The organism is Dickeya parazeae Ech586 (genome assembly GCF_000025065.1).
Taxonomy (GTDB): Bacteria; Pseudomonadota; Gammaproteobacteria; order Enterobacterales; family Enterobacteriaceae; genus Dickeya; species Dickeya zeae.
The window spans coordinates 282225-304020 of the sequence record NC_013592.1 but is presented as its reverse complement, the minus strand read 5'-3'; the positions used below and the strand labels follow the sequence as shown (position 1 = coordinate 304020).

The window sequence follows — 21796 nt, the reverse complement described above, 5'->3', positions numbered from 1 at the left end:
AAATATACCGCCCGCTAAAAAAGAACGATTCCCCGCCACATTATTTCACCGCATACTGCTCCCACGCCCATCACTCACCAGCAGGGCGTAGCGTTAACGCGAATCCCCAGCCTGACACCAATAATCAACAGCGGGAGTTCACCATGTCCAGACATCGCAAACTGACTGGCGCCGACGTGACGCCAGAATCGCTGTTCTATCAGCGCCGCACCGTTCTTAAGGCGTTGGGGCTGACCGCCGCCACGCTGAGCCTGTCGCCCGCCGCACGCGCCGACCTGCTCAACTGGTTCCAGGGAAAACGAGCACCTGCCGCCCCACCCGGCAAGCCGCTGACATTTAGCCAGCCGCCACAGTGGCACCCGGATCTGGCGCTAACGCCGGAAGATAAAGTCACCGGCTATAACAATTTCTATGAATTCGGTCTGGATAAAGCCGACCCTGCCGCTAACGCGGGCGGTCTCAAGACCGAAGGATGGACGGTGCGGATCGACGGTGAAGTCGCCAAACCCATCACGCTGGATATCGACGATATTCGCCGCCGTTTCCCGCTGGAAGAACGCATCTACCGCTTTCGCTGTGTCGAAGCCTGGTCGATGGTGATCCCGTGGGTCGGATTCGAGTTATCTCAATTGATAAAACTGGCTGAACCGACCAGCCATGCCCGTTATGTCGCCTTTCAAACCTTGTATGACCCGGCACAAATGCCCGGCCAAAAAGATAGCTTTATGGGGGGTGGTCTCGATTACCCGTATGTCGAAGGGTTGCGTTTAGACGAAGCCATGCACCCGCTGGCTTTCCTGGCCGTTGGTGTTTACGGCAAAACGCTGCCACCACAAAACGGCGCGCCGATACGGCTGGTCACACCGTGGAAATACGGTTTTAAGAACATAAAGTCCATCGTGCATATCAGCTTGACACGCCAGCAACCGCCCTCAACCTGGAATCTGGCTGCGCCCAATGAGTACGGGTTTTACGCCAACGTTAACCCTAATGTCGATCACCCTCGCTGGTCGCAAGCCAGCGAACGGGTCATTGGCGCCGGTGGGTTGCTGAACGTACAACGTCAACCGACCTTATTGTTCAACGGCTATGCCGATCAGGTCGCCTCGCTGTATCAGGGGCTGGATTTACGAGCCAACTTTTGATCGACTCAACCTATGACTCCCGCCATATTGCGGGCGTTCATCCTTCTATATAGGAACATGACGGTATGCGTCTGACTTCCCGACACATCATCGCCCTGAAAGTCGTGCTGCATCTGGCAGCGCTCCTGCCACTACTCTGGCTGGTGTTCGCCGTTAATCAGGGCGCGTTCAGCGCCGATCCGGCAAAAGATATTCAGCATTTTACCGGCAGAATGGCGCTGAAACTGCTGCTGGCGACACTGATGGTGACGCCGCTGGCGCGTTACGGTAAACAGCCGTTGTTGATCCGCTGCCGCCGTCTGCTGGGGCTGTGGTGTTTTGCCTGGGCTTGCCTGCATCTGCTCAGCTATGCGCTGCTGGAATTGGGGGTTAATCATCTCGATTTGTTGGGAAAAGAGGTTCTTCTGCGCCCTTACCTGATGCTCGGCATGGCAAGTTGGCTGATACTGCTGGCATTAACCGTGACCTCCACCCAGTCAGCACAGCGAAAACTGGGATCAGGCTGGCAAAAACTACACAATCTCATTTATCTGGTCGCGATCTTAGCCCCTGTTCATTATCTTTGGTCGGTAAAATCGCTGTCGCCATTACCGATCATGTACGCTGCCGTTGCCGTCATATTGCTGCTTTTTCGCTACCAGAAGTTACGTCGATGGCGTCGTTAATCAGCACTATCTGTACGCGGAAGACGGTGTTTTTCGCGTATTTTCGTAAAATTTTGTCAATAGCGCCGCGGGTAACTCCGCAGATAAGACCAGTATTTGGCTGCTAACTGCTACGATATGGCTATAATGTTCAAACCGTGCGGATGGAAAGGGACATTTTCGCTCCGCAAAGGGTGACAAACGGATAGCTTCGCGTTATGTTGTGCGCCACTGAGCCAATCGAGGGAGATAGCAGCACAATGGCAGACAAGTTTCACATTTTGCTCCTTAACGGTCCAAACCTGAATCTGCTGGGAACCCGTGAGCCGGATAAATACGGCCATACGACGCTGGCGGAGATCGTGAGCCGACTGGAACAAGATGCGGCAGCGCTGAACGTGCGGCTTTCCCACCTGCAGTCAAATGCGGAACATGAGCTGATTGACCGTATCCATCAGGCCAGAGGAAACACTGACTTCATTCTGATTAACCCGGCAGCGTTTACCCACACCAGTGTGGCGCTACGGGATGCTCTGTTGGCGGTCGCCATCCCGTTTATCGAAATCCACCTGACTAACGTGTACGCACGTGAACCTTTCCGTCATCACTCTTACCTGTCTGATGTATCAGCTGGGGTGATCTGCGGTCTGGGGGCAGATGGATACCATTATGGTTTACAGACGGCGGTAAAACGCCTGTCAACGTCCAATTAACCATTTCCAATTAACAAGAGTACGGAACCACATTCATGGATATTCGTAAAATCAAGAAACTGATCGAACTGGTTGAAGAATCCGGCATCGCCGAACTGGAAATCTCCGAAGGCGAAGAGTCGGTACGCATCAGTCGTACTCCGGCACCGGGCAGCTACCCGATGATGCAACAAGCCTATGCACCGATGCCGCAGATAGCGCCAGTTGCCGCCCCGGCCGCCGCACCAGTTGCTGCTGAAGCCGCCGCACCGGCCGCCATCAGTGGCCATGTGGTACGTTCACCGATGGTAGGTACCTTCTACCGCACGCCGAGCCCGGACGCAAAACCGTTCGTGGAAGTCGGCCAGCAGGTCAAAGTCGGCGATACCCTGTGCATCGTTGAAGCCATGAAAATGATGAACCAGATCGAAGCAGACAAAGCGGGTGTGGTGAAAGCCATTCTGGTTGAAAGCGGCCAGCCGGTTGAATTTGACGAGCCATTGGTTGTCATCGAATAACGAGGCTTACCATGCTAGATAAAATTGTCATCGCCAACCGTGGTGAGATTGCGTTGCGCATTTTGCGTGCCTGTAAAGAACTGGGCATCAAAACCGTCGCCGTGCATTCCACTGCGGATCGCGATCTGAAACACGTATTGCTGGCGGATGAAACCGTGTGTATCGGTCCGGCTCCGTCAACAAAAAGCTACCTGAATATTCCGGCGATCATCGCTGCGGCGGAAATCACCGGTGCAGTGGCTATCCACCCGGGTTACGGTTTCCTGTCTGAAAACGCTGACTTCGCTGAACAGGTTGAACGTTCCGGTTTTATCTTCATCGGCCCGCGTGCCGACACCATCCGTCTGATGGGCGACAAAGTGTCTGCCATCAGCGCCATGAAGAAAGCCGGTGTTCCCTGTGTACCGGGTTCTGACGGCCCGCTGGGCGACGACATGGATAAAAACCGCGCTATCGGTAAGCGCATCGGTTATCCGGTCATTATCAAAGCCTCCGGCGGCGGCGGCGGTCGCGGTATGCGCGTCGTGCGTAGCGAAAAAGAGCTGGAGCAATCGATCGCGATGACCCGCGCGGAAGCAAAAGCGGCGTTCAACAACGACATGGTCTACATGGAAAAATACCTGGAAAACCCGCGTCACGTGGAAATCCAGGTACTGGCCGACGGCCAGGGCAACGCCATTTATCTGGCGGAGCGCGACTGTTCCATGCAACGTCGTCACCAGAAAGTGGTGGAAGAAGCGCCAGCACCGGGTATTACCTCCGATCTGCGTCGCTATATCGGTGAACGCTGTGCCAAGGCGTGTGTCGACATCAACTACCGTGGTGCCGGTACCTTCGAATTCCTGTTTGAAAACGGCGAGTTCTATTTCATTGAAATGAATACCCGTATTCAGGTAGAGCACCCGGTAACCGAAATGATCACCGGTGTGGACCTGATCAAAGAGCAGTTGCGTATTGCTGCCGGTCAGCCACTGTCTATCAAGCAGGAAGAAGTGAAAGTGCGTGGCCATGCGGTGGAATGCCGTATCAACGCCGAAGACCCGAACACCTTCATGCCAAGCCCAGGTAAAATCACCCGTTTCCACGCACCGGGCGGTTTTGGCGTACGTTGGGAATCGCACATTTATGCGGGCTATACCGTACCGCCGCATTACGATTCTATGATCGGCAAACTGATCACTTACGGCGAAAGCCGCGACATCGCCATTTCTCGTATGAAGAATGCGTTGGCTGAGCTGATCATTGATGGCATCAAAACCAACGTGGAATTGCAGATGCGCATCATGTCCGACGAAAACTTCCAGCATGGTGGGACTAACATCCACTATCTGGAGAAGAAACTCGGTCTGCAGTAATTCTCTGCACCAATAAAACGGGTCGGCCCAGGTCGGCCCGTTTTTGTTTCCCACGACTCACCGCGTTCTGCACCAATACACCAATTTTCGCTGGGCAATTGGCTGACATGCCGTAAAATCCCCTGTTTTGTGTCACCTATAACACTGATTCCTGCAAGACTTGAGGGGAAATCATGGATAAACGCTTTCTGCAGGCTCACCGCGAAGCCCGCTGGTCACTGATACTGACGCTGGCCTATCTGGTGGCCTGGGTGCTCTTTGCCTATCTACCCGACAACCATCCCGGCCTGACGGGCCTGCCACATTGGTTCGAGCTGGCCTGCCTGCTGCTGCCGCTACTGTTCATCGGTCTGTGCTGGCTGATGGTGCGCGTCATCTTCCGCGATATTTCACTGGAGAATCACGATGCAAAGTGATGTCATCCTGCCGTTGATAGCTTACCTGTTATTGGTATTCGGCCTGTCCGTTTATGCCTGGCGGCGTCGCCAGCAGGGTAACTTTCTCACCGAGTATTTTATCGGCAACCGTTCGATGGGCGGCTTCGTACTGGCGATGACGCTGATAGGCACGTATGTCAGCGCCAGCTCGTTTATCGGCGGCCCCGGCGCGGCCTATAAATACGGGCTAGGCTGGGTACTGTTGTCGATGATTCAGGTACCGACGATGCTGTTGTCACTGAGCATTCTCGGTAAGAAATTCGCGATTCTGGCCCGCCGCTATAACGCCATCACACTGAATGACATGCTCTACGCCCGCTACGGCAGCCGCTTACTGGTCTGGTTTGCCAGCCTGAGCCTGCTGGTGGCATTTATCGGCGCGATGGCGGTGCAGTTCATCGGTGGTGCCCGGTTGCTGGAAACGGTGGCGCATGTGCCGTATAACGTCGGGCTGTTGATTTTCGGCATTACCATCCTGCTCTACACCGCGTTCGGCGGCTTTCGCGCCAGCGTACTGAATGATGCGTTGCAGGGCATCGTGATGCTGATAGGCACGCTGTTGCTGCTGGCTGGTGTGATCTACACCGCCGGTGGATTGCCCGCTGCCGTCGGTAAACTGGCGCAGATCAACCCAGCGTTGGTCGATCCGCACGGCAGTAACCAGATCCTGTCTGCCCCGTTTATGACCTCATTCTGGCTACTGGTGTGTTTTGGCGTCATTGGCCTGCCCAATACCGCCGTGCGCTGCATTTCCTATCGCGATAGCAAGGCGCTACACCGCGGTATCCTGATTGGTACGGTGGTCATCAGCGTACTGATGCTGGGGATGCATCTGGCGGGCGCGCTGGGGCGCGCTATCCTGCCTAACCTGACCATTCCAGATCAGGTATTGCCGGAGCTGATGCTCACCGTGCTGCCGCCACTGGCCGCCGGGATCTTTCTGGCAGCGCCGACTGCAGCCATCATGTCGAATATTAACGCGCATTTGCTGCAGGCTTCCGCCACGATCGTGAAAGATCTCTACCTGAGCGTCTATCCTCAGAAGATCAACAACGAGCGTTATATCCGCCATTTATCCAGCCTGACCACCCTGCTGCTCGGCCTGCTGGTACTGCTGGCGTCATGGCGACCGCCGGAAATGATCATCTGGCTGAACCTGCTGGCGTTTGGCGGGCTGGAAGCGGTGTTCCTGTGGCCACTGGTGCTGGGCCTCTACTGGGAACGCGCTAACGCCGCAGGCGCGCTGAGTTCGATGTTCAGTGGGGCTATCAGCTATACCCTGCTCGCCAGCTTCAATATCCAACTGGCGGGCTTTCATCCGATTGTGCCATCACTGCTGTTAAGTCTGATGGCGTTTATTCTGGGTAACCGCTTAGGGCGTCAGCCTGCATCAGCGGTTGCCGCATCTTCATCACTTTAAGGTCAGAGGCTGCTATGCCGTGGATTCAACTGAAAATTAATACCTCCGGCGCACATGCGGAGCAATTAGGCGACGCGCTGTCTGAAAGCGGTGCCGTCTCAGTCACGTTTCAGGACACGCATGACACGCCGGTGTTTGAACCCCTGCCGGGTGAAACCCGTTTATGGGGCGATACCGACGTGATTGGCCTGTACGACGCCGAAACCGACATGGCCGAGGTGGTAGCCATACTGGAGCAGGAGCCGCTGCTCGGTGCCGGTTTCCAGCACAAAATCGAACAACTGGAAGACAAAGACTGGGAACGGGAATGGATGGAAAACTTTCATCCGATGCAGTTCGGCAAGCGACTGTGGATTTGCCCAAGCTGGCGTGACGTACCAGACCCGAATGCGGTCAATGTCATGCTGGACCCCGGTCTGGCATTCGGCACCGGCACCCATCCCACGACGTCGTTGTGCCTGCAATGGCTCGACGGGCTGGATCTGGCAGGCAAAACCGTCATCGATTTTGGTTGCGGCTCCGGCATTCTGGCCATCGCCGCGCTAAAACTCGGTGCCGCGCACGCTATCGGCATCGATATCGACCCACAGGCCATTCAGGCCAGCCGTGATAACGCGCAGCGTAACGGCGTGTCTGAACGGCTGGAGCTGTACCTGCCAAAAGATCAACCCAAAGATTTATCTGCCGATGTGGTGGTCGCCAATATTCTGGCGGGCCCGCTGCGCGAGCTGGCACCGCTTATCAGCGTGTTGCCAAAAGCAGGCGGCCATCTTGGTCTGTCCGGCATTCTGGCCTCACAGGCACAGAGTGTGGCGCAAGCCTATGAAGCGCAATTCCAGCTCGACCCGGTAGCAGAAAAAGAAGAGTGGTGCCGCATTACCGGTATCCGTAAACCGCTCTGATCCCGTTGTATTCACCTGACGGAACATCGCCGTTGCGTCAGGTGATTCGTACGGATATTTCGTTGGACAAACCGACTCCCCTTACCATCAATCACTGTTTCTATGCGGTGAAACAGCATATTCAGGCGGATGTTTAATTTCTCCGGCGTGTACACAAAATCAGCGGAATAAGAATAACCATCTGTTAATAAAGGAAAAATAAAAACAGCGCAGTAGCAATGCAGCATTTCCTTGATCTGTTCCGCTCAATTGCTCAAAGTTTGGCCTTTCCTATCGCGTAAAAAATGCGTAATATACGCGCCCTTGCAGGCACAGTATGGTCACTCTTTGTCTATGCGCATTGGACAATTTCAGCTTCCCAATCGTTTGATTGCCGCCCCGATGGCGGGCGTAAGCGATCGCCCTTTCCGGGCACTCTGTTACGCGATGGGCGCTGGAATGACGGTTTCCGAGATGCTCTCTTCCAATCCGGAGGTGTGGCGTTCGGACAAATCGCGCTTGCGCATGGTGCATAGCGATGAGCCCGGTATCCGAGCAGTACAGATAGCCGGCGGTGATCCAGATGAGATGGCGCAAGCGGCGAGAATCAATGCCGAAAGCGGCGCGCAGATCATCGACATCAACATGGGATGCCCGGCCAAAAAGGTTAACCGCAAGATGGCGGGTTCCGCGCTGTTGCAGTATCCAGCGTTGGTCAAGCAGATCCTGACGGCGGTGGTAAACGCTGTCGATGTACCGGTCACGTTGAAGATTCGTACCGGCTGGGCACCAGAGCACCGTAACTGTGTAGAGATTGCCAAATTGGCTGAAGATTGTGGTATTCAGGCGCTGACCGTTCATGGACGCACGCGTGCGTGTTTGTTCAATGGCGAGGCGGAATACGACAGCATTCGGACAGTTAAGCAGAGTGTTTCCATTCCCGTTATCGCGAATGGCGACATTACTGACCCGCGCAAAGCCAGAGCGGTTCTTGATTACAGCGGGGCTGATGCCCTGATGATAGGACGAGCTGCTCAGGGAAGACCCTGGATCTTTCGGGAAATCCAGCATTATCTGGACACAGGGGAGTTGCTGCCGCCCCTGCCACTGGCAGAGGTCAAGCACTTGTTGATCGGGCATATACGGGAATTGCACGACTTTTATGGTCCAGGCAAGGGATTTCGTATAGCACGTAAGCACGTGTCCTGGTATCTCCAGGAGCACGCCCCAAACGACCAGTTTAGGCGCACATTCAACGCCATAGAGGACGCCAGCGAACAGCTGGAGGCGTTGAAGGCATATTTTGAAAATCTTGCGTAAACAGAAAAAGAGCTGACAGAACTATGTTCGAACAACGCGTGAATTCTGACGTACTGACCGTTTCCACTGTAAACTCTCAGGCTCAGGTAACCCAAAAACCCCTGCGCGACTCGGTTAAACAGGCACTGAAGAACTATTTCGCTCAACTGAATGGTCAGGACGTGAATGACCTGTATGAGCTGGTACTGGCTGAAGTAGAACAGCCGCTGTTGGACATGGTGATGCAATACACCCGCGGTAACCAGACCCGCGCTGCCCTGATGATGGGTATCAACCGCGGTACGCTGCGTAAGAAACTGAAAAAATACGGCATGAACTGATACTCATCCGTTCATCTCTGAAGAAAGGCGCTTCCCTCACGGCAAGCGCCTCTTTTATTGACGGTATCACGCCGTAGCCTGCGGTTTACAGACACGAGCCTTCTGACGCATCCAACACCTGCCCCGTTATCCACCGGGCATCAGCCAATCGCTCAACAATCGCTTTTCCAATGCCGCGGGCCCCCGTCACCAACGTGGTTTTACCTTCCACCCGATACTGATTTGTCATTCCCTTTTCTCCACTCTGCCGATTAGAAAACGCCCCTGTCATCACACAGGTAGCCTGGATAGGCGGTGGACTATTTAACTTAACGCACATCCTTTTTTCGCCTGCCAACGGCAAACTGTGATCACAATCGCATCAACAGATTATTGTCGCGTCACCAATAAATATCAGTACAAACTATGTGGTTAATCAAAAAATGAACGATCCACATAGTTCTATAGTGTGATTATTCATCAGTACATGAGAACGTCCGTTATGAATACGCACCCCCCCTCCTTTAGTGAAGAGAACCCTTCTGTGCCGTCTTCAATACCGCTTGCGCCTTTCTCCCGTGAGGAGTGGGTATCCATCGGCATGTGCCTGCGTGATTTTTTTGCGTTTCCGGTATCTGGCTCGCTGTCTTCGGTCTGTACTCGCCTTCATGCCCTCTGTCAGCACCGGGTGACGCTGCCAGTTAACCTGACGCAGGATGACTGGCTGGAAGTCGAGTATGACTTTAACCGCCTGTTCGTCGGCCCAATGACGCTGCCAGCGCCACCTTATGCCGGTATTTATCTGCATGCGGAGCCGCAAGTGATGGGGAAATATACGCTGGAAGTCCGCCAGTTGTACCATCAGCTCGGGTATGAAGTACCGCAGGAGAACTGCCTTCCTGACGACCATATCGCTTACGAGATTGACGCCTGTTTACTGCTCTTTTCCTGTCTCTCTCCCACGCCAGCACAGCATGACGCTCTGTACTGGCTGGCCCATGACCATCTGGGACAGTGGTTACCGCGTTTTATCGATCGCATCAACAACCATGCGCCAACACCGGTGATTTCATCGGTGGTCGACGTGCTATCGCTTTGGTTTTTCGATTTGCAACGGAGAACATCACATGCGTGACACCCCCAATTCCCCCGACAGACGGCGATTTATAAAAACACTCGCTATTACTGGTGTTGCGGCCAGCTTACCCGGTGGCTTGTTACTGCCTCGTCAGGCTCGTGCGCAAGCGCCTATTCCTTACAACCCGAACAGCTATACGATTTTCCGGAACTCATGCCCGCGAAACTGCTATGACACGTGCAGCCTGAAAACCTATGTGAAAGATGGCGTTATCGCCTACATTGACGGTGCAAAAGAGTCTACCTTCACCCACGGAATGCCTTGCCTTAAAGGGCTCACCTACCCTCGCCGCGTCTACAGCCCTGACCGGATCAAATACCCGATGATTCAGGATGGCCGCGGCTCAGGAAAATGGCGTCGTATTTCCTGGGACGAAGCGATGGAGCGTATCGCCAACAAAATTCTGGAAATCAAAAAGAAAGACGGCTCATTACTGGGTCTGGCGCTCACCAAATATTCAGGCAACCTCGGCATCCTCAACTATGGCGTTGAAGGCATGATGTCCTCGCTGGGCTACACCACCCGCTTTGTCGGTACGCCGTGTTGGCCCGCTGGTATTGATGCCCAGAGCTACGACATGGGCGATATGTGGTGCAACGATCCTGAAGATTTGGCCAAATCCAAATACATCATTGTCTGGGGCGCTAACCCGGCCTGGTGCTCCCTGCACAGTATGAAATACCTTTATCAGGCGCGGGAGCGCGGAGCCAAAGTGGTGGTCATCGACCCCATTTTGACCCAGACCGCCGCCAAAGCGGATCTGTACTTACGGATCCGCCCGGCTTCCGACGGCGCACTGGCGCTGGGTATGGCACGACATCTGCTGGATAACGGGCTGGTTGATAACGAATTTGTCACGCAATACGCGCTGGGGTTCCCTGAGTTTGCGCAATACCTGCGGGAAAATGTCACGGTTGAATGGGCATCTGAACAATGTGGCTTGCCTGCACAGACGATTCGTCAGCTTGCAGAAGAATTTACTGCCGTCAAACCGGCGACAATCTGGATAGGCTACGGTATGCAGCGACACATCAATGGCGGCGCTAATGTGCGAGCCATTGACGCGTTGGTCGCCATGAGCGGCAACATCGGTCTGGAGGGTGGTGGCGCTCGCTACGGCCACCTCTACACCTGGGGGTTCAACTACCACGCCATGATGCAGAAACAACCCACCGGTTCTGTCGGTTTTACTGGTCAGAACGGGCCTAAAGGGGAGTTCGACTTCGGCGCTAAAGAAGCATCCAGCTATACCGATCGCAGCCTGAATATCAATAAAACCGCACAATCGATACTGGATACCAACGATCCGCCGATTCGCATGCTATGGGTGTCTTGCAAAAACCCACTCTCCCAAGATTTCGACCATAACAAGATGTTGAAAGCCTTCAATAAACTGGAGATGGTAGTCTGCGTAGACCAATTCTTCAATCAGACCGTGGAACAGGCCGATATCGTGTTACCGGCGACCACACAGATGGAAGAGTGGAATATCTCGGTATCGTATTGGCACTACTGGCTGACTATCAATCAGCCAGCGATTAAACCGATGTACGAGTGCAAATCCGACCTGGACATCGCCGCTGCGCTTTCGCGCACCATGAACCGGTTATCTCCCGGCTCCTGCACCTTCCCACAGGATATTGACGGCAAAGAATGGGTGGCAAAAGAGTTTAACGACAGTATCTACAAGCTGTTTGGTATCTCGTCATGGGAAACGTTGCTGGATGGTCCGGTCAAAGCCAAACTGCCACACCCGGCAGCCTGGCACGATCGCAAGTTCAAGACGCCATCCGGCAAATACGAATTTACATCGGCCTTGTGTAAAGAGAATGGTCATACTCTGCTGCCCGAGTACCGGCCGGGAAGAGAGAAAAATTTACCGTTCCAGCTCTTTACCCCCCACACGCTATACGGCCTGCATTCTCAGTTCATCAATCTGGACTGGATGCAGGTCTTCTACCCGGAACCTTTTGTCTACCTCCACCCGGTAGCCGCACAACAAAAAGGTATCCGTGAACTCGATTGGGTACGCGTCTTTAATGGCATTGGCGACGTCACCGTCAGAGCCAGACTGACCACCAACGTACCGCAAGACATGCTGCTGATGTACGAGGCCTGGTTTAACAAACAAGCGTTTAACGTACAAAACGTCGTCGATGATACCTCATCAGATATGGGAAAAATGAAGACGGGTGCGCCGGGCTCCGCCATTCACTGTCAGTTCGCTGATATCGCCTTAACGTCGGCACCGGCGCAAAGCCGAGTGATGGGAGGAACCAGAGCATGAGACGCGCATTCCTGGTCGATAGTGAAAAATGTATTGGGTGCCGTGGCTGCGCCATGGCCTGCAAAAGTTTTAATCAGTTAGAGCCTGACCTGTTCTGGCGCTATGTCTACCCACTGGGGAAATCCATCTACCCGCACGAAGAGAGGGCTTTTTATTCTCTGGCCTGCAATCACTGCGAGCATCCCGCCTGTCTGGATGCCTGCCCGGTCGAAGCCTATACCAAACGTGAAGACGGCATTGTGGTGCACGACCCGGCGCGCTGCATCGGTTGCAAAAACTGCCTGCGCAGTTGCCCCTACGGAGCCCCTAAATTCAACGAGGTCACCCACAAAGCCGAAAAATGCAGCATGTGCTATGAACGGTTGGATGTGGGGTTACAGACAGCCTGCGTTGAAGCCTGTCCGGTGGGTGCATTAACCATGATAGACCTTGACGAAAAGGCCGCTCCCGCCAACGCCGTACAATACCCGCCGGGCTACCCGGTTATGCCATCGCTGAACCCCGGAACGCGTTTCATCATGCCTCGCACGCCAAAACAGGCTGGAGAATAATCATGGAACACTATGAGCTACCTTTGGTTTTCTTTACATCATTAAGCCAGACCGCTGTTGGCATGGCGCTGTTTCTGGCCTGGCGGCGTCTGTGCGATCACAAGGTGCCACAGCGCAAAGCCTGGTTCATCACCGGCGTGGTGCTAGCCGTGTCATTGATTGGCGCGACCTTCCATCTGGCAGACCCGTTGCACGGTTATAACGCCTTTATCAATCTCAAGCATTCATGGCTTAGCCGGGAAATTCTGGCGGCAGTACTCTTTGCTGCCACTATCGCACTGGCACTGTTGACCGATGGAAAACAGGTGACGGTGATAGCGGCCGCCGTGATGGGGATCGTGCTGGTGATTGTGCAGGGGCTGACCTACGCCGCGCCTGCGATGGTCGCTATCAACAATGGGCTCCCCATGGTTTTATATTTGCTGACGGCCTGGGTGATGGGCGCGGCGGCCCTCCCGCTACTGGATAAAACGTCGGCCATTTCCCCCCTGCGTCACGGATTAACGTTGCTGATTCTGGCGCTGATTGCCGCACCGCTAATCTGGCGTAGTGGCGGAACGATCATGCGTATGACATCAGAGCAATGGGGGTCATCGCCATTTTTCTGGAGTGGGTTAGTCTGTTTTATCGTTGCATTCGGCTTATCCTGCCAGCGACAAAAAACAGCCGTCTCCGTCGCAACGGTCGTGATTGCTCTGCTAGGTATCTTCCTGAGTCGACTGACATTCTTTGGCGATACCATCAGCACTATCATCAACATCGGGCAGCCTTACTGACAGAGAAAACACAGCGAACACCCATAGACGACACTGACAAAAAAGCAACGGGTCTGCCAAAAAGCGGGCTCGTTGGTTTCGCTGTACTCATCCTGCTCAGTTCAGATCACATTCCACCCAGATAGCGGCGTGATCCGAGGCGGCGGTATCCCAGGAGGTCACCGTCGGGAACGGCGTCACCGGATCCGCCCCTTCTTTCGCGGCAATCTTGTCGATGTTATAGATACCGCGCCGCTCAATGCCCCAGTCGACCTTTGCCTGATGTAACGGTGTGGAAATGAAAATATAGTCCAACTGGTTCAAACGCTCGCCAGACTTACCGCCGGAGAAGTAATAGGTATAGCGTGCCGTTTCCGGCAAAGCGGGATCGACTACCGGGTGCAAATCCGCCACGGAAAACAGCGGCGCCAGGCTGTGCCAGGGGTTGGCGCTATCCTCGTTCAAGTCCCCCATCACCACCACATACTCTTGCTGCAGGTTGTATCCGCGCACGATGTCAGCCACACGCTCCGCCTGAGCGTGCCGCCGTCTGGCAGACCGCTCACGTTCTTCATCGTTACGCCCGTTCTGGCTTTTGAAGTGGTTACACAGCACATGCACTGGCTGCGTCAGGCCAATATCGATCGTCACCTCCAGACAATCACGGCTAAACAGCGGGGAAAACGACGCACTGGTATCAAAAATGTGGGTGCGTAGTTGGGTAATGCGGTGGCGCGTCAGGCAGGCGACATCAATACCACGCGGATCATTCGGACTGTCGATCATGACATACTGAGCAAAGGCTTGGTCTGCCAGAATCTGCTGGTTGAAATCATGCAGCACCGCCATATTTTCCACTTCGGCTGCACACAGGATGTCAGCCTTCAGCGCGTTGATCACCAGCCCGGTATTTTTTCGCTGCTGGTCGCTAAACGCCTCGGAACGAAAAACCAGCTCGCCTAACCAATCACCTCGTCCCCGGCAGCTTTTGTTAATCCGAAAGCCGGTCTTGCCAGCTTCACTTTTCCAGCTACCCAGCGAACCGCCATCAACACGCAGGTCGATATAAGGCTGGAGATTACTGGTCAGGGTAAAAACCCTCTCTTTCAGGGCATCGTCATAGTTATCATTTTCCAGCAGCGTTTGTAGCTGGCGTACTTTTTCAAGCAGTTCACTGCTTTGCTGGGGGTCAGGCAGGTTAAGAATCGCGGTACGATGAAACAGGTTTTCAACGTTATAGCTGGCAAGTCTGAGCTTCATAGCTCCTCCTCAGGCAACAGACTACGGCGGGAAAGCACAAGTCTGGCAACCGATTGTTACCACCGTATATCACGACCGCCCGTCACCCCGACCTGTGACACGCTGTGGTAAAAAATACGGGTACTCACTATATTCATAGCAGATATAAGCCATGTCTTTATGGACTTGGCAAACATCACGACATCACGTAAATTCGCAGCATTTCTGACTCACAACGGCAACAGCCATATCTGGCAGGAACAATGATGAAAAAATCTCGCTTAGCATTACTTACCGGCGCGTTACTGGTTACCAGCGTACTGGCTCAGGCACAGGACGACCTTAGCGCTATCAAAGCCGCCGGTGTGATTAAATTTGGCACGGAAGGCACCTACGCGCCGTACACTTACCATGATGCCTCCGGCAAGTTAGTAGGTTTCGATGTGGACGTCGGCCGTGCGGTAGCAGAAAAACTGGGCGTAAAAGCAGAGTTCGTTGAAGGCCGTTGGGATGGGCTTATCGCAGGTGTGGACGCCAAACGTTATGACGCCGTCATCAACCAGGTGGGTGTCACCAAAGAACGTCAGGTAAAGTATGACTTCTCCAAGCCGTACATCGATGCCAAATCCGTGCTGATCGTGCGTGGTGATAACAGCAGCATCAAATCGTTCAACGATCTGAAAGGCCATAAATCGGCCCAAAGCCTGACCAGTAACTACTCCAAACTGGCCACCAGCTACGGCGCGGAAATCGTCCCGACCGATGGCTTTAACCAGTCGCTGGAGCTGGTGCTGAGCGGCCGCGCGGAAGCGACCCTGAACGATAACCTGTCGTTCCTGGACTTCAAAAAACACAAGCCTGACGCCAATGTGAAAGTGGTTGCCACCGCAGAAAGCGGCGATCCGTCCGCCATTCTGGTACGCAAAAATCAGCCGCAACTGGTTGATGCACTCAATAAAGCATTGGATCAAATCAAAGCAGACGGCACCTATAAGACGATTTCTGTGCGATACTTTGGACAAGACGTTTCCAAATAATGCATTGATATCGGAGCTATTGTAGATATGCCATCATGGCTACAACTCATGGCAGACTCCTTCTGGAGTCTGCTTTCCGCCGGGCTGACCTTCACCGTTCCTCTCGCGATTCTCTCCTTTATTCTCGGTTTGATGATCGGCGTATTGGTGGCGTTGTTACGCCTGTACGGTGCCACACCGCTCAAAAAGATCTGTGATTTTTATGTGTGGATGATTCGCGGCACGCCGCTGCTGGTCCAGCTCTTTCTGATTTTCTATGGATTGCCCAGCGCCGGTATCACGCTGGATGCCTTTCCGGCCGCGCTGATTGGCTTTAGCCTGAACGTAGGTGCCTATAGTTCAGAGATAGTACGCGGCGCAATTCTTTCCGTACCCAAAGGTCAGTGGAATGCTGCCTATTCGCTCGGTATGAGCGGCGCACAGGCTATTCGCTGGGTGATTGTGCCGCAGTCGGTATTTGTATCGCTGCCACCGCTGGCTAACACCTTTATTTCGCTGGTCAAGGATACTTCGCTGGCTGCCGTGATTACGGTGCCTGAAATGTTTCTGGCAGCGCAACGGATCGTCTCGGTCACCTATGAACCACTCATCCTGTATATCGAAGCCGCGCTCATCTACCTGATGTTCAGTACGGTACTGAGTAAATTGCAGACGAGACTGGAAAAATACTACCAACGCCATATCGTGCATTAATCAGCACATAGTGCATTAACGGCCACATCGTCCATAAATAAATGGCGCATTAATCCTCGCTCGGCAGGCCATCCAACCTGCCGCGCTCATCATCAGACAGACTCGACATCTCCCCCGATTTCCCGTAGCCTTCTTTTTTACCAGCCGGAGAATGTCATGAAACAGACTGTCAATATCGCGCTGATAGGTGACTACACCCCAACTGTCACCGCCCATCAGGCTATTCCCCCTGCTCTTGCCCTCGCCGCCCGCCAGTTGAACCTCACGATGCACTACCAATGGATAGACAGTGAACAGTTGTCGACCTCCCAGCTTCATGCCTTCGATGCAATTTGGTGCATTCCCGCCAGCCCATACCGTCACGACGACAATATCCTGCAAGCCATTCGGTTTGCCCGCGAAACGCCCATCCCATTTCTGGGCACCTGTGGCGGTTGCCAGTACGCCCTGCTGGAATATGCCCGCCATGCGCTGGGATGGCACGACGCCAACAATGCGGAAGTCACACAGGAAGGCCGATCGGTAATTACCCCGTTACAGTGTGAAATGGTGGAAAAAGAGGGTGATATCCGCCTGTTGCCTGATTCACGTATTGCCCACGCCTACGGCCGTGAGGCGATCACCGAAGGCTACCGTTGCCGCTACGGCATTAATGAAGCGTTTCGGGATGCGTTCACCGCAGCCGGTATCCGGGTGTCTGGTGTAGATGACAACGGCGATATTCGTGCCATCGAAATCATCGATCATCCCTTTTTCGTCGGTACCCTGTTTCAGCCGGAACGTGCTGCACTAAAACAGATAACGCCACCGCTGGCTATTGCTCTCCTTGAGGCAGCGGCAGCGCATTAACCGCAGTTTTTTACACAAGTTGCACCAAATTGGATCAACAGGAGAACAATTCCACCATTTTGGTGCACCCTATGCCTTTGCTTTATCCCCCCATACCACCCATTTATCCCGATTCGCCACGGATACGATTTAGTTTTCTGCCTGTACTACCGTTATGACAAGCTGGCACCGTTTTTGCTTATTGTTAATGACGGTGTCCGGCTCATCATACCGGCCCACTGACAGACAGAGCAGGCGCAGCCATGACTGCGCCACAACACAACAAGCACATTACAATTACATTAGGCACATACGATGATTATGAAAAAAGTGATTATGTCCACGCTGGTAGCCAGCGCTTCACTGTTTGCCTTCATCAATCAGGCACACGCGGGCGCAACGCTTGATGCCATTCAGAAGAAAGGCTTCGTACAGTGTGGTATCAGCGATGGGCTTCCTGGTTTCTCGTATGCCGATGCCAACGGCAAATATTCCGGTATCGATGTTGACGTCTGCCGTGGCGTCGCGGCTGCCATTTTTGGTGATGCCAACAAAGTCAAATACACCCCACTGACAGCTAAAGAGCGTTTCACCGCCCTGCAGTCCGGCGAAGTGGATGTGCTGTCCCGTAACACCACCTGGACCTCATCCCGTGACGGTAGCATGGGCCTGCTGTTCACCGGCGTGACCTACTACGACGGTATCGGCTTCCTTGCTCATAACAAAGCCGGGCTGAAAAGCGCCAAAGAACTGGACGGTGCCACCGTGTGTATCCAGGCCGGTACCGACACCGAGCTGAACGTAGCCGACTACTTCAAGACCCACAATATGAAGTACACCCCGGTGACCTTTGACCGTTCTGACGAAAGCGCCAAAGCACTGGACTCCGGCCGTTGCGATACGCTGGCTTCCGATCAGTCTCAGTTGTACGCCCTGCGTATCAAACTGGGTAAACCGGCCGACTTCGTCGTGCTGCCGGAAGTGATCTCCAAAGAACCGTTGGGACCGGTTGTACGTCGTGGTGACGAAGACTGGTTTGCCATTGTTCGCTGGACACTGTTTGCCATGCTGGACGCTGAAGAGATGGGTGTGACCTCTCAAAACGTCGATCAGATGGCTGCCAAGCCGACCACTCCGGACATGGCGCACCTGTTGGGTAAAGAAGGTAACTTCGGTAAAGATCTGAAATTGCCGAATGACTGGGCGTATAAAATCGTTAAGCAGGTCGGTAACTACGGTGAAGTGTTCGAGCGTAACGTAGGTCAGGGCAGTGAGCTGAAAATCAAGCGCGGCCTGAACGAACTGTGGAACAAAGGCGGTATCCAGTACGCCCCTGCTGTTCGCTAATTCCTGATGCAAAAACGGGCACGTGCTGCGAACCAGCCGTGCCCTTGCTTTATCCGTCACTGAGGCTCCAACATGCTGCAACGCCCAACCGTGAAAGGTGATTTATCACTGACTAATCCAGCGGTGCGCGCCTGGTTGTATCAAATCCTTGCTGTCATCATCGTGGTGGTTGCCGCCGCTTACCTGCTGCACAATACCGTCACTAACCTCTCACAGCGTGGAATTACATCAGGTTTTGCCTTTTTAAATAACAACGCTGGCTTTGGTATCGTTCAGCACCTGATTGACTACGATCAGGATGACACCTATGCCCGCGTTTTTGTTATTGGCCTGCTTAATACATTGCTGGTTTCAGCTATCTGTATTATCTGCGCCTCACTGCTGGGGTTTATCGTCGGTCTGGCACGTCTGTCTGATAACTGGCTGCTGCGTAAACTTTCAACGATTTATATCGAAACGTTTCGTAACATCCCACCGTTACTGCAGATCTTCTTTTGGTATTTCGCGGTATTACGCAATCTGCCCGGCCCTCGTCAGGCAGTTAACGCGTTCGATACCTTTTTTCTCAGCAACCGCGGCCTGTACATTCCAGCAGCGGAGTTTGGCCCAGGCGCACTCCCATCTTTGCTTGCGCTGCTCATCTCTCTGGGATGTGCGATAGCCTTGCATCGTCGGAATAAACGCTACCATGAGCTAACCGGTCAGCAACGCCGCTACTGGCCCATTCCTATCGCAATGTTGGCGGTATTGCTGGGCCTCTCTCATCTGGTTTTTGGCCGGGCACTGCACTGGGATTTCCCCGTCCTGAAAGGATTTAACTTTAGCGGTGGCATGGTGCTTATTCCGGAACTGGCAGCGCTGGCGCTGGCGTTATCGGTGTATACCTCATCGTTTATTGCCGAGATCATTCGCTCAGGTATCCAGTCTGTTTCTCACGGGCAGCATGAAGCGGCACTGTCGCTGGGTCTGCCAAAACCGGTCACCTTACGCAAAGTTATCCTGCCACAGGCACTGCGCGTCATCATTCCACCGTTGACCAGTCAGTATCTGAACATCGTGAAAAACTCATCGCTGGCGGCTGCCATTGGTTACCCGGATATGGTGTCGCTGTTTGCCGGTACGGTGCTGAACCAGACCGGACAAGCCATTGAGACCATTGCCATCACTATGTCGGTCTATCTGATTATCAGTCTGCTGATCTCATTACTGATGAACATCTATAACCGGAAAATCGCCTTAATTGAGCGTTAAAGGAACAGGATGACTATGACAACACACACACCATCCAATCCGACGCCCATTAGCAACGCCATCGTCTGGGCGCGGCGGAACCTGTTCTCCAATGTCACCAACAGCGTGTTGACGTTGGTCTGCCTGTGGTTACTGTGGACCCTGATCCCACCGTTACTCAATTGGGCTATCTTCAAGGCCAACTGGGTCGGTTCAACCCGTGCAGACTGCACCAGTGATGGTGCCTGCTGGGTATTCGTCCATGCCCGTTTCGAGCAATTCATGTATGGGCTTTATCCACGGGAAGAACTCTGGCGTATTAACTTCGCGCTGGTACTGGCGTTGATCAGCATCCTGCCGATGTTTTGGCGTAATCTGCCACGCCGTGGCCGTTATATCGCCATCTGGTGCGTAGTCTATCCGCTACTCGCCTGGTGGTTGCTGTTTGGCGGCTTTGGCGGTCTGAGCCGGGTGGAAACCCGTCAGTGGGGTGGTCTGACACTGACTATCATCATCGCGGCGATCGGCATCGCGGGTGCGTTACCACTGGGAATATTGCTGGCACTGGGACGCCGTTCCAACATGCCGGTACTGCGCGCGCTATGCGTGATTTTCATCGAGTTCTGGCGCGGCGTCCCCCTGATTACGGTGCTGTTCATGTCCTCGGTGATGCTGCCTCTGTTCCTGACGGAAGGCACCAACATTGACAAATTACTGCGCGCCTTGGTTGGGGTAATCCTGTTCCAGTCAGCGTATGTCGCAGAAGTGGTGCGTGGCGGCTTACAGGCACTGCCGAAAGGACAATATGAAGCAGCCCAATCCCTGGCTCTGGGATACTGGCGTATGCAGGGGTTGGTCATTCTGCCCCAGGCGCTGAAAATGGTGATCCCCGGTCTGGTCAACACCATTATCGCCCTGTTCAAGGACACCAGTCTGGTGATCATCATCGGTCTGTTCGACCTGTTTAGCAGTATTCAGCAGGCAACCGTTGACCCGGCGTGGTTGGGTATGTCCACGGAAGGCTATGTCTTTGCCGCCATTATCTATTGGATCTTCTGCTTTAGCATGTCGCGCTATAGCCAGCATTTAGAAAAACGTTTTGATACTGGACATAAGTCCCATTGAGGTTATCCATGAACCAGGACACATTGACATCTTCATCCAATCACATGATTACACTGGAAAATGTAAACAAGTGGTATGGGCAGTTCCATGTACTGAAAGACATTAACCTGCAGGTCAGCCAAGGCGAGCGTATCGTGTTATGTGGGCCGTCTGGCTCTGGTAAATCAACCACAATCCGCTGTATCAACCATCTGGAAGAGCACCAGCAGGGCCGTATCGTCGTTGACGGCATCGAACTCAACCATGACAGCCGCAATATTGAGAAAGTCAGAACAGAAGTCGGCATGGTATTCCAGCATTTCAACCTGTTCCCGCATCTGACGGTTCTGCAAAACTGTACGCTGGCCCCGTGCTGGGTACGTAATATGCCGAAAAAAGAAGCGGAAGCATTGGCAATGCATTATCTGGAGCGAGTGCGTATCGCCGCCCATGCCCATAAATACCCAGGCCAGCTTTCCGGCGGCCAGCAACAGCGCGTTGCGATTGCCCGCTCACTGTGCATGAAACCGAAAATCATGTTGTTTGATGAGCCGACATCCGCACTGGATCCGGAGATGGTCAAAGAGGTGCTGGATACCATGCTGGGTCTGGCAGAAGATGGTATGACCATGCTGTGCGTTACCCATGAAATGGGCTTCGCTCGCACGGTAGCTAACCGGGTGATCTTTATGGATCAGGGCGAGATCGTTGAACAAGCCCCACCGGATATCTTCTTCGGCAGCCCACGTTCAGAGCGCACACAAACGTTTCTGGCGCAAATCCTGCATTAATCATAATCACCGCCTACAACACTCCAGGCCCGCCCACTATGTGCGGGCTTTTCTATGCCCTCACTTTGCATATTAAAATCAGCAC

At 53.7% G+C, this 21796-nt stretch carries 23 protein-coding genes; 21 read left to right on the top strand and 2 right to left on the bottom strand.

Annotated features, from left to right (window positions below):
- Nucleotides 1–143 precede the first annotated feature (143 nt).
- The 10 genes from msrP to fis all read left to right on the top strand — a co-directional run bounded on the left by msrP (nucleotide 144) and on the right by fis (nucleotide 8732).
- Entirely contained in the window at nucleotides 144–1145 is a 1002-nt protein-coding gene (gene msrP / locus DD586_RS01365; RefSeq protein WP_012883011.1) for a protein-methionine-sulfoxide reductase catalytic subunit MsrP, read from the top strand.
- 65 nt (nucleotides 1146–1210) lie between these two features.
- Entirely contained in the window at nucleotides 1211–1810 is a 600-nt protein-coding gene (gene msrQ, locus DD586_RS01360; protein ID WP_012883010.1) for a protein-methionine-sulfoxide reductase heme-binding subunit MsrQ, read from the top strand.
- A 239-nt stretch (nucleotides 1811–2049) separates the two neighbouring features.
- Nucleotides 2050–2502: a type II 3-dehydroquinate dehydratase gene (gene aroQ / locus DD586_RS01355; protein ID WP_012883009.1), complete on the top strand. Its 453-nt coding sequence runs from the start codon at nucleotides 2050–2052 to the stop codon at nucleotides 2500–2502.
- Nucleotides 2503–2537: 35 nt separating this feature from the next.
- Entirely contained in the window at nucleotides 2538–2999 is a 462-nt protein-coding gene (gene accB / locus DD586_RS01350) for an acetyl-CoA carboxylase biotin carboxyl carrier protein (RefSeq protein ID WP_012883008.1), read from the top strand.
- Between the two features lie 11 nt (nucleotides 3000–3010).
- Nucleotides 3011–4354, top strand: coding sequence for an acetyl-CoA carboxylase biotin carboxylase subunit (gene accC / locus DD586_RS01345; RefSeq protein ID WP_012883007.1), 1344 nt, complete (start codon nucleotides 3011–3013; stop codon nucleotides 4352–4354).
- A 173-nt stretch (nucleotides 4355–4527) separates the two neighbouring features.
- The gene (locus DD586_RS01340) at nucleotides 4528–4770 is read left to right on the top strand and encodes a YhdT family protein (protein ID WP_012883006.1); all 243 of its coding nucleotides are present in this window, start codon (nucleotides 4528–4530) and stop codon (nucleotides 4768–4770) included.
- A complete protein-coding gene (panF, locus tag DD586_RS01335; RefSeq protein WP_012883005.1) occupies nucleotides 4760–6211 on the top strand; it encodes a sodium/pantothenate symporter in 1452 nt (483 codons plus the stop codon). The genes DD586_RS01340 and panF overlap by 11 nt, the downstream gene beginning before the upstream one ends.
- A 14-nt stretch (nucleotides 6212–6225) precedes the next feature.
- Nucleotides 6226–7113, top strand: coding sequence for a 50S ribosomal protein L11 methyltransferase (gene prmA, locus DD586_RS01330; RefSeq protein WP_012883004.1), 888 nt, complete (start codon nucleotides 6226–6228; stop codon nucleotides 7111–7113).
- Between the two features lie 333 nt (nucleotides 7114–7446).
- Complete coding sequence (gene dusB / locus DD586_RS01325) at nucleotides 7447–8412, top strand: tRNA dihydrouridine synthase DusB (RefSeq protein ID WP_012883003.1); 966 nt, start codon at nucleotides 7447–7449, stop codon at nucleotides 8410–8412.
- 23 nt (nucleotides 8413–8435) lie between these two features.
- Complete coding sequence (gene fis / locus DD586_RS01320; protein ID WP_012883002.1) at nucleotides 8436–8732, top strand: DNA-binding transcriptional regulator Fis; 297 nt, start codon at nucleotides 8436–8438, stop codon at nucleotides 8730–8732.
- Between the two features lie 85 nt (nucleotides 8733–8817).
- Here fis and DD586_RS22200 read toward each other — a convergent pair whose 3' ends face one another.
- Nucleotides 8818–8961: a hypothetical protein gene (locus DD586_RS22200; protein ID WP_012883001.1), complete on the bottom strand. Its 144-nt coding sequence runs from the start codon at nucleotides 8959–8961 to the stop codon at nucleotides 8818–8820.
- 252 nt (nucleotides 8962–9213) lie between these two features.
- Between DD586_RS22200 and DD586_RS01315 the strand changes: the two genes are divergently transcribed.
- Genes DD586_RS01315 through DD586_RS01300 form a run of 4 tightly spaced genes read left to right on the top strand, consistent with a single transcriptional unit; the run spans nucleotide 9214 to nucleotide 13463 of the window.
- A complete protein-coding gene (locus DD586_RS01315; protein ID WP_012883000.1) occupies nucleotides 9214–9846 on the top strand; it encodes a TorD/DmsD family molecular chaperone in 633 nt (210 codons plus the stop codon).
- Nucleotides 9839–12136 (top strand): molybdopterin-dependent oxidoreductase, encoded by a 2298-nt coding sequence (locus DD586_RS01310; protein WP_012882999.1) that lies wholly within the window; start codon nucleotides 9839–9841, stop codon nucleotides 12134–12136. The genes DD586_RS01315 and DD586_RS01310 overlap by 8 nt, the downstream gene beginning before the upstream one ends.
- Complete coding sequence (locus tag DD586_RS01305; protein WP_012882998.1) at nucleotides 12133–12687, top strand: 4Fe-4S dicluster domain-containing protein; 555 nt, start codon at nucleotides 12133–12135, stop codon at nucleotides 12685–12687. Before DD586_RS01310 ends, DD586_RS01305 begins: the two co-directional genes overlap by 4 nt.
- 2 nt (nucleotides 12688–12689) lie before the next feature.
- Nucleotides 12690–13463 carry a dimethyl sulfoxide reductase anchor subunit family protein gene (locus DD586_RS01300; RefSeq protein WP_012882997.1) on the top strand — a complete coding sequence of 258 codons (774 nt, stop codon included), beginning with the start codon at nucleotides 12690–12692 and terminating at the stop codon, nucleotides 13461–13463.
- Between the two features lie 96 nt (nucleotides 13464–13559).
- Here the strand turns inward: DD586_RS01300 and DD586_RS01295 are convergent, their stop codons facing one another.
- Nucleotides 13560–14702 (bottom strand): endonuclease/exonuclease/phosphatase family protein, encoded by a 1143-nt coding sequence (locus tag DD586_RS01295; protein WP_012882996.1) that lies wholly within the window; start codon nucleotides 14700–14702, stop codon nucleotides 13560–13562.
- Between the two features lie 245 nt (nucleotides 14703–14947).
- Between DD586_RS01295 and DD586_RS01290 the strand changes: the two genes are divergently transcribed.
- The 7 genes from DD586_RS01290 (at nucleotide 14948) to DD586_RS01260 (ending at nucleotide 21711) form a co-directional block, all read left to right on the top strand.
- Nucleotides 14948–15718: an amino acid ABC transporter substrate-binding protein gene (locus tag DD586_RS01290; RefSeq protein WP_012882995.1), complete on the top strand. Its 771-nt coding sequence runs from the start codon at nucleotides 14948–14950 to the stop codon at nucleotides 15716–15718.
- 27 nt (nucleotides 15719–15745) lie between these two features.
- Nucleotides 15746–16411: an amino acid ABC transporter permease gene (locus DD586_RS01285; RefSeq protein WP_012882994.1), complete on the top strand. Its 666-nt coding sequence runs from the start codon at nucleotides 15746–15748 to the stop codon at nucleotides 16409–16411.
- A 156-nt stretch (nucleotides 16412–16567) separates the two neighbouring features.
- Nucleotides 16568–17260, top strand: coding sequence for a CTP synthase C-terminal region-related (seleno)protein (locus tag DD586_RS01280; protein WP_012882993.1), 693 nt, complete (start codon nucleotides 16568–16570; stop codon nucleotides 17258–17260).
- A 300-nt stretch (nucleotides 17261–17560) separates the two neighbouring features.
- Nucleotides 17561–18586, top strand: a complete 1026-nt coding sequence (locus DD586_RS01275) for an amino acid ABC transporter substrate-binding protein (protein WP_023638688.1) — start codon at nucleotides 17561–17563, stop codon at nucleotides 18584–18586.
- A gap of 72 nt (nucleotides 18587–18658) precedes the next feature.
- Complete coding sequence (locus DD586_RS01270) at nucleotides 18659–19837, top strand: amino acid ABC transporter permease (RefSeq protein WP_012882991.1); 1179 nt, start codon at nucleotides 18659–18661, stop codon at nucleotides 19835–19837.
- Between the two features lie 9 nt (nucleotides 19838–19846).
- Entirely contained in the window at nucleotides 19847–20941 is a 1095-nt protein-coding gene (locus DD586_RS01265; protein WP_023638686.1) for an amino acid ABC transporter permease, read from the top strand.
- Nucleotides 20942–20949: 8 nt separating this feature from the next.
- Nucleotides 20950–21711, top strand: coding sequence for an amino acid ABC transporter ATP-binding protein (locus DD586_RS01260; protein WP_012882989.1), 762 nt, complete (start codon nucleotides 20950–20952; stop codon nucleotides 21709–21711).
- The last annotated feature ends 85 nt before the right edge of the window (nucleotides 21712–21796 follow it).